A 12,480-nucleotide genomic window follows, 5' to 3' on the forward strand; every position below is an offset into this window, starting at 1 on the left:
ACAGCGCGCCGGCTTCGGCCGAGTAGGACGATCCTCCGCATCGTCGCGCTCACATCCTGAAGACGCCGTAGTTGACATCGGACAACGGCGCGTTGGCCGCCGCGGACAGCGCGAGGCCGAGCACCGTGCGGGTGTCCGCCGGGTCGATCACGCCGTCGTCCCACAGCCGCGCCGTCGAGTAGTACGGACTGCCCTGCGCCTCGTACTGCTCGCGGATCGGATCCTTGAACGCCTCTTCGTCCTCGGCGGACCAGTCGCCGCCACGGGCCTCGATGGCGTCCCGGCGGACGGTGGACAGCACCGACGCCGCCTGCTCGCCGCCCATCACCGAGATCCGCGCGTTCGGCCACATCCACAGGAACCGCGGCGAGTACGCGCGGCCGCACATCGAATAGTTGCCCGCGCCGAACGAGCCGCCGATGACGACGGTCAGCTTCGGCACGCGCGCGCAGGCCACCGCGGTGACCATCTTCGCGCCGTGTTTGGCGATGCCGCCAGCCTCGTAGGCGCGGCCGACCATGAAACCGGTGATGTTCTGCAGGAACAGCAGCGGGATCGAGCGTTTGTCGCACAGCTCGATGAAGTGCGCGCCCTTCATCGCGGACTCGGCGAACAGCACGCCGTTGTTCGCGACGATGCCGACGGGGTGGCCGTGGATCCGGGCGAACCCGGTGACCAGCGTCGAGCCGTACTCCTTCTTGAACTCGCCGAACCGGCTGCCGTCGACGATCCGCGCGATGACCTCGCGGACGTCGTACGGGACGCGCGGGTCGGTGGGGACGACGCCGTACAACTCGTTCGGGTCGGCGACGGGGGCCTCAGTCGGATGGAGGTCCCACGGACGTGGCGTCCGCGGCCCCAAAGTCGACACGATCGAGCGAACGATGCGCAGGGCATCGGCGTCGTCCTCGGCCAGGTGGTCGGTGACGCCGGATTGGCGCGAGTGGACGTCGCCGCCGCCGAGTTCCTCGGCCGTGACGACCTCACCCGTCGCGGCCTTCACCAGCGGGGGGCCGCCGAGGAAGATGGTGCCCTGGTTCCGCACGATGACCGCTTCGTCGCTCATCGCCGGGACGTACGCGCCGCCCGCCGTGCAGGAGCCGAGCACCGCGGCGATCTGCGGGACACCGCGTGCGGACATCGTGGCTTGGTTGTAGAAGATCCGGCCGAAGTGCTCACGATCCGGGAAGACCTCATCCTGCCTGGGCAGGAACGCGCCGCCGGAGTCCACCAGGTAGACGCACGGCAGATTGTTGTGCAGCGCGACCTCTTGCGCCCGCAGGTGCTTCTTGACGGTCATCGGGTAGTAGGTGCCGCCCTTGACCGTGGCGTCGTTGGCGACGATCACGCATTCGCGGCCCGAGACCCGCCCGATCCCGGTGATGATCCCGGCCGACGGCGCTTCGTCGTCGTACAGTCCGGTGGCGGCCAGCGGGGACAGCTCCAGGAACGGCGATCCCGGGTCGAGGAGGGTGTCGACCCGGTCGCGCGGCAGGAGTTTGCCCCGCTCGACGTGGCGGGTGCGGGATTTCTCCGGGCCCCCGAGCCGGGCGGCGGCGAGCCGCTTGCGCAGATCCTCGACCAGCTCGGCGTGGGAGGTGACGCTGCGGGCGTACTCGTCGCTGCCCGGATCGGCCGAAGTGCTCAGTACGGGTGTGTCCATGGCTCCTCGTCGCCAAGTTAGCCGTCGTTAACTCGCGCTCGTAGGTTAACGCCCACTAACCCGCTCTGTCCACCGTGCCCCGCAAGTACGTGAAGGCCCCCTTCCTGCACATGGCGCAAGTAAGGGGGCCTTCATGTACCTCGTGCAGGTCAGCCGATCGCGGAGACCAGCGGGGCGTAGTAGCCGCCGCGCTGGCCGGCGGCCGTCGGGTGGTACGAGTTCACGATCGGCCAGGTGAGGCTGTGCAGGTAGTCGTTGGCCGCCGAGCAGATGTTGTGCCCGGTGAAGGCGGGCCGCACGTCGACGAACTTCGCGCCGTTCGCGGAAGCGCGGGCCGAGAGCACCGACGCGAGCGCGTCGGAACCCGAGTTGATCGCCGTGCGCTTGGTGTCGCTCAGCCCGACCGAGCACGAACCCGGCACCGTGTAGAAGCGCGGGTACCCGAGCACGACCAGCTTCGCGCTGGGCGCCTTCGCCTTGATCTTGCCGTAGACGTTGTCCAGCAAGCCCGGAAGCGTGTTGTTCACGTAGGTCTTCGCGGTGTTGACCCGGTTGATGCAGGTCTGGTCGCTGCCGGTGGTGCAGGTGGTCATGACGTCGGCGAACCCGGCGTCGTTGCCGCCGACCGAGACCGTCACCAGCGTGGTGCTGGAGGTGACGTTCGCGATCTGGTTCAAGACGTCGCCGGTGCGCGCCCCCGAGCACGCGACGAACTTGAACGTGGTCCCGGCGTGGGCGTTGGCCCACAGCTGGGGATAGGCGTTGGCACTGCGCAGGCAGTCGCCCGAGTTCCCGTAGCTGCCGGCACCGACGCCGGACGAGTACGAGTCACCGAGCGCCACGTAGTCGGTCGCCGCCTGGGCGGTGCCCGCGAGACCGAGGGTGGCGAGGACAGCGACCCCCAAGGCCGCACCTAAACGAGTGAAGGAAAGAGCTTTGATCCGAGCAGGGACGGCCATGGGTCACTCCTTCGTGACAAGTTAACGAGACACAGCATTACCAGGTGGTAGTCACCCGCAAAAGGGCCATTTCCGCAGGTAACCCGCTTGGCCCAGGCTGGAAGTACGGCCGCGTGTTAGCGCTCGCTAACACGCGGCCCTAATATGGCCAGATGCCGGCGAACTCCACCCCACTCGTGAACGGCGAGAAGGCGAACAGGCGCGAACAGATCATGTCCGCCGCCGCCGAGCTCTTCGCCCACCACGGTTTCCACGGCGTCGGCATCGACGACATCGGTGCCGCGGTCGGCATCTCCGGTCCGGCGTTGTACCGGCATTTCCGCAGCAAGGACGCCATTCTCGGCGAGATGCTGAACTCGATCAGCCGCTATCTGCTCGACGGCGGGACGGCGAGGGCGGGCCAGCGGGACGAGCCGGGCGAGGTTCTCGAAACATTGGTGCATTTTCACGTCGATTTCGCGCTCGCGCATCCCGCGCTGATCACCGTCCAGGAACGCAACCTCGCCAATCTCACCGACAGTGACCGGAAACAGGTCCGCGCCCTGCAGCGTCAGTACGTCGAGGTCTGGGTGCGTGCGATCAGTGACGCCGTCCCCGGAATCGGCGAACGTCAGGCGCGCTCGGCGGCACACGCGGTCTTCGGATTGATCAATTCGACGCCGTACAACCGCCATCTCGGTGACAGCGAACTGGCCGAGATGCTCTGCCGTCTCGCGCTGGGTGCACTGCGCGCCGCGAAGTGACCACGTCCGGGTTTCGGCCTATCCCCACATGTCCGTCCTCTGGTGTTTGATAGGCACGTGGAGCCGGACAGGAGCGAGTACGAGCGGAGGCTCGTCGAAAAGGCGCAGCGTGCGCTCGTGGCGATCAGCCTCGGGGAGGACGCCGAGGCGCTCGACGAGCTCATGCCGACCGCCGCCGAGCCTCGAGCCCGTTCCGAAGAGACCAAAGAGCTCGTGATGATGCTGTTCGGCGAATGCAGCGCCATGGTGTCCACTCTCGGCGACGGCGGGAGCGCGCCGGTCAAGGTGCAGGTGTTCGACGAGGACGGTGAAGAGGTCTCGATCGACCAGGCGGACCCGCCCGTGCGGACGGCCGTGCGCACCCTGCTGGCCGAAGTGCACGGCAACAGCGAGGCCGCGCAGGAGCAGGTCGAGATCGCGCTCGCCAACGCCGCGCCCGACGAGGTCGACAGCCTGGTGCTGCAGGCGCTGCGCTGGACGATCCGGCTGTCGTCGGAATGCCTGGACCGGGACCTGCCGGTGGCGCCGTGGATCTCGGACGCCGTCGCGGACTAGCCGGGCGTGGCCGGGCCGGTGATCCGGCCGCCCCGTGACGGACGCCCCGCGTGCTCAGCCGGCCATCACGCGCGTCGCCTAGTCGAGCAGGAGTTTCACCAGCCGTGCGATCTGCTCGGTCTCGATCAGGAACGAGTCGTGCCCGTAAGGCGACCCGATGACGGCGAACTCCGCCCCGTCGATCCCGTCCGCGATGGCCCGTGACTGGTACAGCGGGTAGAGCCGGTCACTGTCCACCCCGGCCGCGACGGTGCGCGCGGTGATCCGGCCGAGCGCGTTCGCGGCACCGCCCCGGCCCCGGCCGACGTCGTGGGTGTTCATCGATGCGGTGAGCACCACGTAACTGCCTGCGTCGAACCGGCGGGACAGCTTCCCGGCGTGATGGTCCAAATAGGACTCGACGGCGAATCGCCCACCGTGAAGCGGGTCTTCGCCGTCCTGGTGACGACGACCGAAGCGTTGCGACAGTTCGGCTTCACTGCGGTAGGTCGCGTGCGCGATACGGCGCGCGATGCCGAGGCCGGCGTCCGGGCCGCCACCGGGGCCGTCGTGGTAGTCACCGCCGCGCCAGCCCGGATCGGCGCGGATGGCGTGCAGTTGCGGCGCCGCCCAGGCGATCTGGTCGGCCGACGCCCGCGCCGTCGACGCGAGGACGAGCAGGGCCTCGACCCGGTCCGGCTCGCTCACCGCCCATTCCAGCGCGCGCATCCCGCCCATGGATCCGCCGATCACCGCGGCCCACCGGCCGATGCCCAGCGCGTCGGCGAGGATGGTTTCGGCGCCCACCTGGTCCCGTACGGTCACGGCGGGAAACCTGCTCCCCCAGGGCTTTCCGTCCGGATGCCGCGAAGACGGGCCGGTCGAGCCCTGGCAACCACCGAGCACGTTCGGGACCACGACGAAGAACGCGTCCGTGTCGATGGCCTTGCCCGGCCCGATCAGGCCGTCCCACCAACCGGGGCTGACATGGCCTTCCTCCGCGGGACCGACGGCGTGGCTGTCCCCGGTCAGCGCGTGCTCGACGAGGATCGCGTTGTCGGCACCCGGATTCAGCGTTCCCCAGGTCTCGTAGGCGAGCGTGAACGGCAGCGTCCCACCGGTTTCGAGCGCCTGGACGCCGCTGACGAATCGACGCCGACCGGGCGGATCTCCCTCCCGCCACGCACCGGTGGCGGGAGGGAGATCGGAAGCCTGGGTCACAGAGCCGCCTTGGCCGCCCGGAATCCGGCTTCGAGATCGGCTTTGAGGTCCTCGACCCCTTCCAGCCCGACGGCGAGCCGCACGAGACCCGGCGTGACCCCGCTGGAGGACTGCTCCTCGGGCGTGAGCTGGCTGTGCGTCGTCGAGGCCGGGTGCACGATCAGGCTGCGCACGTCGCCGATGTTGACCAGCTGGCTGTGCAGTTCCGTACCGTCCACGAAGGCCCGTCCGGCATCGACACCGCCACGCAGTTCGAACGACAGCACCGCACCGGCCCCCTTGGGCAGGTACTTCTTCGCGGCCTCGTGGTACGGGCTCGACGGCAGCCCGGCGTAGTACACCTTCTCGACCTCGTCGCGCTGCTCCAGCCACTCGGCCAGCGCCTGCGCGTTGGACACGTGCCGCTCCAGGCGCAGCGAAAGTGTCTCGATCCCTTGCAGGATCAGGAAACTGTTCAGCGGCGCGATCGCGGCGCCGGTGTCACGCAGGATCTGGACGCGGGCTTTGGCGGCGTACGCGCCCGGGCCGAGGGCCTCCCAGTACTTGAGACCGTGATAGCTCGGGTCGGCCTCGTTGAAGCCCGGGAAGCGCCCGGGGTCCTTGCCGAAGTCGAAGGTGCCGCCGTCGACCAGCACCCCGGCGACCGTGGTGCCGTGCCCGCCGAGGTACTTGGTGGCCGAGTGGACCACGATGTCGGCACCGTGCTCGATCGGGCGGACGAGGTACGGCGTCGGCACGGTGTTGTCCACGACCAGCGGGACCCCGGATTCGTGCGCGGCGTCGGCGACCGCGCGGATGTCGAGCACGTTGCTGCCGGGGTTGGCCAGCGTCTCGGCGAAGAACAGCTTGGTGTTGGGCCGGACGGCCGCCTTCCACTGCTCGACGTCGTCCTGGTCCTCGACGAACGAGACCTCGATGCCGAGCTTCGGCAGCGTGTAGTGGAAGAGGTTGTAGGTGCCGCCGTAGAGCGCCGGGCTGGAGACGAAGTGGTCGCCCGCGTTCGCGAGGTTGAGGATGGCCGCCGTGGTGGCCGCGCTCCCGGAGGCGAACGCGAGCGCCGCGACGCCGCCTTCGAGCGCGGCGAGCCGCTGCTCCAGCACGTCCTGCGTGGGGTTGTTGATCCGCGTGTAGATGTTGCCCGGCTCGGCGAGGCTGAAGAGATCGGCGCCGTGCTGGCTGTCGCGGAACACGTACGAGGTGGTCTGGTAGATCGGGGTCGCCCGCGCACCGGTGGCGGTGTCCGGCGCCGCACCCGCGTGGATCTGCTTGGTCTCGAACGACCATCCGTCCGCGCTCATCGCGATTCTCCTAGCGGCTCAAGGTTTCGGCTGTGGGCTCCGAAGCTAGCTCCGCCGAACGGAGCACCCAACTGTTCTCAAGAGGTGGGATTCTTTTCCTGTAGAACGAACCGGTTGCCCTCCGAGTCGGTGAACATGGCCCACCAGCCCCACGGCTGCTTTTCCGGCCGCGCCGGGAACTCGACACCCTTCGCCGAGAGCTCCTCGTACGTCCTTTCGACGTCGTCGGCGTAGAAGAAGAAGTTGGCCGTCGGGAGTTCGTCCCGCACCTCGAATCGCTTGAGATCCTCCGGCGCGGTGCTCAGGACGAGCGCCGTCGCACCGTCGGCGGACGTGACCTCCACCCAACGGCTCCCCTTGTCGCCGTAAGGCACGTCGGTGGTGATCTCGAATCCGACGACCTCGGACCAGAACCGCTTCGCCCGCTCCTGGTCGGTCACCCCGACGACGATCTTGTGCACGCCTCGAATCGCCACGTCCGGCCCCTTGTATCCATAGTGGATATAACGAGATCGGAGTGTATGCTCCCCGGATGGCCGACGGCAACCCGCAGCTCACCCCCGCGGCGTTCCAAACCCTGCTGGCGCTCGCGCGAGGTCGCGCGCACGGCTACGCGATCATGGGTTTCGTCGACGAGGTGAGCGGCGGGACCGCCCAGCTCGGCCCGGGCACGCTGTACCGGACGCTGGCCCGGCTCGTCGCCGACGGCCTGGCCGAAGAGGCCCCGGACGCAGGCGAGGACCAGCCGCACGATTCGCGCCGCCGTTACTACCGGCTGACCCGCGCCGGCCGGGCCGTCGCCGCCCGCGAGGCGGAGTTCCTGAGCAGGCTCGTCGCCGTGGCCGGGCAAGCCGGGCTGCTGAAGCGGGCGGAATCGGCGTGAGCCGGGCGCTCGGTTTGGTGCCGCATTTGTTCGTCAAGGACGTCGACGCGTCACTTTCCTTCTACGCCAAGGCGTTCGACGCCGTGGAGCTGTTCCGCAATGTGCTGCCGAACGGCGTCGTACTGTTCGTGGAACTCGCCGTCGGCGACGCGCGGCTGCTGGTGAGCCAGGAGATCCCGCGGCTGGACGCGCTCGCGCCGTCGACCCTCGGCGGCACACCGATGCTCCTGACGCTGGAGACCGGCGACCCCGACGACCTCGTGCGGCGCGCGGTGTTCGCGGGCGCACGGGTGGAGGCGCCGGTCGAGGAGATGTTCTTCGGCGAGCGCTACGGCCGGATCGTCGGCCCCGACGGGCACCGGTGGGCGCTGACGACCAAACGAGAGCGGTTCACCCCCGAAGACATCGACGCGAGAACTCCCCGCGAGGTCTGACGTGTGCGGTGGTCCCACCTGCTGGACAATCGCCCCATGGTTTCCGTGCGGAGCGTGGTCGATCGGGTCGGTCCGACGCTGTTGCACGCCCTGCGGATCCCCGAGGAGTCCCCCGCCGTCGGCGACGTCGTCATCGCCGAGCCCGGCAACACCCTCGCCGCGGGCGACCTCGTCCTCGGCGTCGCGATCACGGAGATGGCGGACGCGGCCGAACTCGTCAAGGTCAGCGCGTCGAAAGGTGCCGCCGCGGTCCTGCTGAAGCCGCCGCTCGCGGCGAAACCGGCAGTGAAGCGGGCGGCGAAGTCGGCGGACATCGCGTTGATCGAAGTGCGCTCGGCGACGTCGTGGGCTCAGCTCGTCTGGCTGCTCAGGACGGTCCTCGACGCGCTGGCCGACGAATCGGACGCGCTCGAGGACGGCGGCGGCCCCGGCTCCGGCGACCTGTTCCGGCTGGCGGACGCCGTCGCTTCGGTGGTCGACGCGCCCGTCACCATCGAGGACACCAACTCACGGGTGCTCGCCTACTCGGCCCGGCAGGATCTGACCGATTCGGCGCGCGTGTCCACGATCATGGGCCGCCGCATCCCCGACGACGTACTCGCGCGGTTCCGGTCGCGAGGGGTGTTCCGCGAGCTTTCCCGTGGGCGGCAAACGATCTTCGTACCCGCACAGCGCGACGGCACGCTGCCCCGGCTCATCGTGCCGATCCGGATGGGCGGTGAACTGCTGGGGTCGATGTGGGCGGTCGTCGCGGGTCCGGTCTCCGACGAACGCGCGGCCGCGTTCGCCGACGCCGCGCCCGTCGTCGCGCTGCACCTGCTGCGCCGCCGCGCGCACACCGACTCGCAACGCCGGGTTTCGGCCGAACTCCTGCGCGCGGTGCTGGAGGGGAACGCCAGCCCGCGCAAGGCGATCGCGGAACTCGATCTTTCCGAGGAGCCGCACCGCGTCGTGGTCGTCGAAGTCGCCGGCGGCGACGGCCGCGACGACGAGGGCCTGCGGCTCGCCCTCCTCGAACGGATCTCGCAGGGCGTCGGCAGGCGGCCGGTGGCCACGGAACTCGGCGGCGTGCTCTACGCCGTCGTCCCGGACGGCGACGGCTGGGCCGAACTCCGGGCCGCGCTCGAAGCCCTGCCGTCGTCGAGGAAGGGCGGGACACCACGGGCCGCGGCGGGGTCGGCCCGCGAAATCGGCGAGCTGGCGAGGTCGCGTGTCCAGGCCGATGAGGCACTGGGCCTGCTTCGCGCGAAGCTCGTCCCCGGGCGTGTCGTGGTCTTCGACGAGGCGTGGACGGCCCTTTCGCTGCACCGCGGAGCGACAGCGGCGAGCAGCGCGAAGGTCGCCGAACTCGGCCCGCTCGGGCTGCTGCGCGCGCACGACGATGCCCACGAAAGCGGCTACGTCGACACGTTGTACCAATGGCTACGGCATCCCGGAGATCCGCGCGCGGCCGCGAAGGAACTCCGGATCCATCCCAACACCCTGCGATACCGGATGCGGCGGCTGCTCGACCTCGTCCCGCTGGATCTCGACGATCCCGACGTCCGGCTGGCGCTGATCACCCAACTCGTTTCCCTGCGCTGGAGTTGATTCGACGACAAAATGCTCGGTACCGAACACTTTGTAGCGCGAAAGGGTCTTTCACGACGAAAATCGTCGTGAAAGACCCTTTCCCGACATCCGACGGTTCAGTGCGCGCTGGCGCGATATCCGTCCTCGATGGTCTGCCGTACCGCGGCGAGCAGATCCGCACCGGGGTAAAGCGGCAAAAGGACTCCCGGGCCACCGTCGACCCGCAGCGCGGCTTCGTAACCGTGCCCCGGGGTTTCGACCAGGCCCACGATGACATCGGCCGGATTGCCTTCGGTGTCGACGGTGCGGACGCGCCGCTCCCGCCGCCAATCCTGATTTGTCATGCGGAACAGAATGGCAGCTTACCGGCCAGTAAGATCAACATCTTGACTCGATCGTGCTGCATTTATCGTTTCGCGGGTTGCCCGGCCGCGGCGACCCTTGCCGTGAGCGGACCGGCGAGGAAGTCGTCGACGTCGAATATCAGAGTCGGACATCGGAGTCGGACATCGGAGTCGGACATCAGATCTCGAGCAACGTCTTGCCGATCGCGCCCCGCGACTGCATGACCGCGTGCGCGTCCGCCGCCCGGTCGAGCGGGAATCGTTGACCGATCACGGGTTCCAGCCGTCCGGCGGCGGCTTCGGCGAGCGCGGACTCGGTGAACGCCCGCATCTCGGCGGGCCCGCCGAGGCCCCGGACGACCGTGACCCCGCGCGCGAAGGCATCCTCTTCGGACACCTCCGTCCACGAACCACTCGAGAGCCCGTAAATCAGCATCCGGCCGCCCGGCCTGAGCAACCGGAACGACGTCGCTCCGATGTCGCCGCCGACCCCGTCGAACACGACGTCGACTTCGCCCGCCTTCGCCGCCCAGTCCGGCTCGCGGTAGTCGACCGCCAGATCGGCGCCGCGGTCCCGGACGTGCCCGGTCTTCTCCGGACCGCCCGCCGCGCCGACGACCTCGGCGCCCGCGGCCTTGGCCAGCTGGACGACCAGCCCGCCGACCCCGCCCGCCGCGGCCTCCACCAGCACGCGCTCGCCGGGGCGGATCCGCGCGGCGGTGACCAGCGCGGTCGCGGTGCGGCCGTCGGCGAGGATGGCGACCGCCGCGTCGAGCGCCAGGCCGTCCGGCACCGCGAAAACGGAATCGGCGGCGACCGCGACCCGTTCGGCGTACGCCCCGGAACCGCCGGTCGAGGTCACGACTTGCTTGCCGACCAGGCCGGGGTCGGCTCCTTCCCCGACCGCGCTGATCACGCCACCGACGCCGTTGCCCGGGATCATCGGCAGTTCGACGCGGAACGGCCCGCCCCCGCCGGCACGGAACTGCGTCTCGACGAACGTGATGTTGGCGAACGCCACCTCGATGAGGACCTGACCCGCTGCGGGCACCGGATCCGGGGCCTCGCCCGCGACGAGCACTTCGGGCCCGCCGAACTCTTTCAACCACACCGCTCTCATGGAGCCCAAGGTGCAAGCTCCAGATAACTGGAGGTCAAGCGGTTGTGCCACGAACCTCATGATCGGTGCCCAACATTGTCGCGCGCACACGATGACACCACTGTGCGGGTGGCTCACCGTGAGTGGCAGCACCTTTGTTCGCAGACCCGCCGCCAGGAGGCATCCCGTGCGTATCGCCGTCCCCCGTGAGATCAAGAAACACGAATACCGGGTGGCCCTCACCCCGGCGGGCGTGCACGAACTGACCGGGCGCGGCCACGACGTCTTCGTCGAGACCGGGGCCGGCCTCGGCTCCTCCATCACCGACGAGGAGTACCTCGCCGCGGGCGCGAAGATCCTCGCGACGGCGGAGGAGACCTGGTCCGAGGGCGAACTCGTGCTCAAGGTCAAGGAGCCGATCGCCGAGGAGTACCCGCGGTTGCGCGCCGACCAGGTGCTGTTCACCTATCTGCACATCGCCGCGGACCGTCCGCTGACCGACGCGCTGCTGGCCGCGGGCACCACCGCGATCGCCTACGAGACGGTGCAGACCCCGAACCGCGCGCTGCCGCTGCTGGCGCCGATGTCCGAGGTCGCCGGACGGCTGGCCCCGCAGGTGGGCGCGTTCTCGCTGATGAAGCCGAGCGGCGGCCGCGGCGTGCTGCCCGGCGGCATCCCCGGCGTCCACCCGGCGCGCGTGGTCGTGATCGGCGGCGGTGTCGCCGGCCTCAACGCGGCGCGGGTCGCGCTCGGCCTCGGCTCCGACGTCGAAATTCTCGACACCAACGTCGACCGGCTCCGCCAGATCGACAACGACTTCGGCGGCCGGATCCGCACGGTGACCTCGAACGCGCTGTCGGTCGAGCAGTCCGTGCTGGAGGCCGACATGGTCATCGGCGCGGTGCTCGTGCCCGGTGCCAAGGCGCCGAAGCTGGTCTCGAACGAACTCGTCTCGCGGATGCGCCCGGGCAGTGTGCTGGTGGACATCGCGATCGATCAGGGCGGCTGTTTCGCCGACTCGCGGCCGACCACGCACGACGAGCCGACCTACAAGGTCCACGAGTCGGTGTTCTACTGCGTCGCGAACATGCCGGGCGCGGTGCCCCGGACGTCGACCTACGGGCTGACCAACGTGACGCTGCCGTACGCCGTCCAGCTGGCGGAGCACGGCTGGCGCAAGGCGCTGCAGGCCGACACTTCGCTGGCGAAGGGCCTCAACACGCACGCGGGCGCCCTGACCAACGCCCCGGTCGCGGCCGCGCACGGCTTGCCCGCCACGGAACTGGCCGACGTCCTGGCCTGACCCCCACGCCACTCTCCCACGCGGGGGACCTTTGCCACCTCGGTGCGCAAAGGTCCCTCGCTCCTTTTTGCGCACTTCCACTTCCGGCGGAGGCGAGCCGGTGCTCAGCCGACGCTTCGTGGTCCGGGCTCCGAGACCGGACCAGGGGTCTCCCGATGCCACATCGGGACACCGAACAAGCCACTTCCGGGAGCTGAAGCAACAGCGGGATCCGTGATCGCCCAGCCCCCTTGCGCTCCCCGCCGCCGTCCCCTCACCAGACCACGGCGCCACGCCGTAGGCCACGGCGTCCGCGCCGCCGACCCTCACCAGGCCACGGCGTCCGCGCCGCCGACCCCTCACCAGGCCACGGCGCCCGCGCCGCCGGCCCTCACCAGGCCACGGCGCCCCGCGCCGTAGGCCCCACCCACCCGCCAACCGCAGCCGG

13 protein-coding genes are annotated in these 12,480 nt (G+C 69.6%); 6 read left to right on the forward strand and 7 right to left on the reverse strand.

Annotated elements, in window-relative coordinates:
- Positions 1 to 49: 49 nt before the first annotated feature.
- Together P3102_RS30800 and P3102_RS30805 are read right to left on the reverse strand one after the other, a co-directional pair.
- Positions 50 to 1,663 carry a carboxyl transferase domain-containing protein gene (locus tag P3102_RS30800; RefSeq protein WP_276363926.1) on the reverse strand — a complete coding sequence of 538 codons (1,614 nt, stop codon included), beginning with the start codon at positions 1,661 to 1,663 and terminating at the stop codon, positions 50 to 52.
- 149 nt (positions 1,664 to 1,812) lie between these two features.
- The gene (locus P3102_RS30805; protein WP_276363927.1) at positions 1,813 to 2,622 is read right to left on the reverse strand and encodes an SGNH/GDSL hydrolase family protein; all 810 of its coding nucleotides are present in this window, start codon (positions 2,620 to 2,622) and stop codon (positions 1,813 to 1,815) included.
- Positions 2,623 to 2,774: 152 nt separating this feature from the next.
- On the opposite strand from P3102_RS30805, the gene P3102_RS30810 reads away from it, so the two are divergent.
- Both P3102_RS30810 and P3102_RS30815 read left to right on the forward strand, forming a co-directional pair.
- Positions 2,775 to 3,365, forward strand: a complete 591-nt coding sequence (locus P3102_RS30810) for a TetR/AcrR family transcriptional regulator (protein WP_276363929.1) — start codon at positions 2,775 to 2,777, stop codon at positions 3,363 to 3,365.
- A gap of 57 nt (positions 3,366 to 3,422) precedes the next feature.
- Positions 3,423 to 3,920, forward strand: coding sequence for a hypothetical protein (locus P3102_RS30815; protein ID WP_276363930.1), 498 nt, complete (start codon positions 3,423 to 3,425; stop codon positions 3,918 to 3,920).
- A gap of 78 nt (positions 3,921 to 3,998) precedes the next feature.
- Here P3102_RS30815 and P3102_RS30820 read toward each other — a convergent pair whose 3' ends face one another.
- The 3 genes from P3102_RS30820 to P3102_RS30830 all read right to left on the reverse strand — a co-directional run bounded on the left by P3102_RS30820 (position 3,999) and on the right by P3102_RS30830 (position 6,894).
- A complete protein-coding gene (locus tag P3102_RS30820; RefSeq protein ID WP_276363932.1) occupies positions 3,999 to 5,120 on the reverse strand; it encodes a homoserine O-acetyltransferase in 1,122 nt (373 codons plus the stop codon).
- Positions 5,117 to 6,418, reverse strand: a complete 1,302-nt coding sequence (locus tag P3102_RS30825; protein ID WP_276363934.1) for a bifunctional o-acetylhomoserine/o-acetylserine sulfhydrylase — start codon at positions 6,416 to 6,418, stop codon at positions 5,117 to 5,119. The genes P3102_RS30820 and P3102_RS30825 overlap by 4 nt, the downstream gene beginning before the upstream one ends.
- Before the next feature lie 77 nt (positions 6,419 to 6,495).
- Complete coding sequence (locus P3102_RS30830; protein WP_276363935.1) at positions 6,496 to 6,894, reverse strand: VOC family protein; 399 nt, start codon at positions 6,892 to 6,894, stop codon at positions 6,496 to 6,498.
- 56 nt (positions 6,895 to 6,950) lie between these two features.
- Between P3102_RS30830 and P3102_RS30835 the strand changes: the two genes are divergently transcribed.
- From P3102_RS30835 to P3102_RS30845, 3 genes are read left to right on the forward strand one after another with little or no spacing between them, the layout of a single operon-like run.
- Positions 6,951 to 7,301 carry a PadR family transcriptional regulator gene (locus tag P3102_RS30835; protein ID WP_276363937.1) on the forward strand — a complete coding sequence of 117 codons (351 nt, stop codon included), beginning with the start codon at positions 6,951 to 6,953 and terminating at the stop codon, positions 7,299 to 7,301.
- Positions 7,298 to 7,735 carry a VOC family protein gene (locus P3102_RS30840; protein ID WP_276363939.1) on the forward strand — a complete coding sequence of 146 codons (438 nt, stop codon included), beginning with the start codon at positions 7,298 to 7,300 and terminating at the stop codon, positions 7,733 to 7,735. The genes P3102_RS30835 and P3102_RS30840 overlap by 4 nt, the downstream gene beginning before the upstream one ends.
- Before the next feature lie 36 nt (positions 7,736 to 7,771).
- Complete coding sequence (locus P3102_RS30845) at positions 7,772 to 9,325, forward strand: helix-turn-helix domain-containing protein (protein ID WP_276363940.1); 1,554 nt, start codon at positions 7,772 to 7,774, stop codon at positions 9,323 to 9,325.
- A 98-nt stretch (positions 9,326 to 9,423) separates the two neighbouring features.
- Here P3102_RS30845 and P3102_RS30850 read toward each other — a convergent pair whose 3' ends face one another.
- Complete coding sequence (locus tag P3102_RS30850) at positions 9,424 to 9,651, reverse strand: hypothetical protein (protein ID WP_007033850.1); 228 nt, start codon at positions 9,649 to 9,651, stop codon at positions 9,424 to 9,426.
- Between the two features lie 178 nt (positions 9,652 to 9,829).
- Entirely contained in the window at positions 9,830 to 10,771 is a 942-nt protein-coding gene (locus P3102_RS30855) for a zinc-binding dehydrogenase (protein WP_276363945.1), read from the reverse strand.
- A gap of 166 nt (positions 10,772 to 10,937) precedes the next feature.
- On the opposite strand from P3102_RS30855, the gene ald reads away from it, so the two are divergent.
- Positions 10,938 to 12,053: an alanine dehydrogenase gene (gene ald / locus P3102_RS30860; protein ID WP_276363946.1), complete on the forward strand. Its 1,116-nt coding sequence runs from the start codon at positions 10,938 to 10,940 to the stop codon at positions 12,051 to 12,053.
- Positions 12,054 to 12,480 lie beyond the last annotated feature (427 nt).

The organism is Amycolatopsis sp. QT-25, assembly GCF_029369745.1.
Classification (GTDB): Bacteria; Actinomycetota; Actinomycetes; order Mycobacteriales; family Pseudonocardiaceae; genus Amycolatopsis.

Bases quoted from the DNA above. Each gene is read 5' to 3' on its own strand.
- P3102_RS30855 (WP_276363945.1), bottom strand. From the start codon at position 10,771: ATGAGAGCGGTGTGGTTGAAAGAGTTCGGCGGGCCCGAAGTGCTCGTC.
- P3102_RS30800 (WP_276363926.1), bottom strand. From the start codon at position 1,663: ATGGACACACCCGTACTGAGCACTTCGGCCGATCCGGGCAGCGACGAG.
- P3102_RS30850 (WP_007033850.1), bottom strand. From the start codon at position 9,651: ATGACAAATCAGGATTGGCGGCGGGAGCGGCGCGTCCGCACCGTCGAC.
- P3102_RS30825 (WP_276363934.1), bottom strand. From the start codon at position 6,418: ATGAGCGCGGACGGATGGTCGTTCGAGACCAAGCAGATCCACGCGGGT.
- P3102_RS30835 (WP_276363937.1), top strand. From the start codon at position 6,951: ATGGCCGACGGCAACCCGCAGCTCACCCCCGCGGCGTTCCAAACCCTG.
- P3102_RS30845 (WP_276363940.1), top strand. From the start codon at position 7,772: ATGGTTTCCGTGCGGAGCGTGGTCGATCGGGTCGGTCCGACGCTGTTG.
- P3102_RS30810 (WP_276363929.1), top strand. From the start codon at position 2,775: ATGCCGGCGAACTCCACCCCACTCGTGAACGGCGAGAAGGCGAACAGG.
- P3102_RS30805 (WP_276363927.1), bottom strand. From the start codon at position 2,622: ATGGCCGTCCCTGCTCGGATCAAAGCTCTTTCCTTCACTCGTTTAGGT.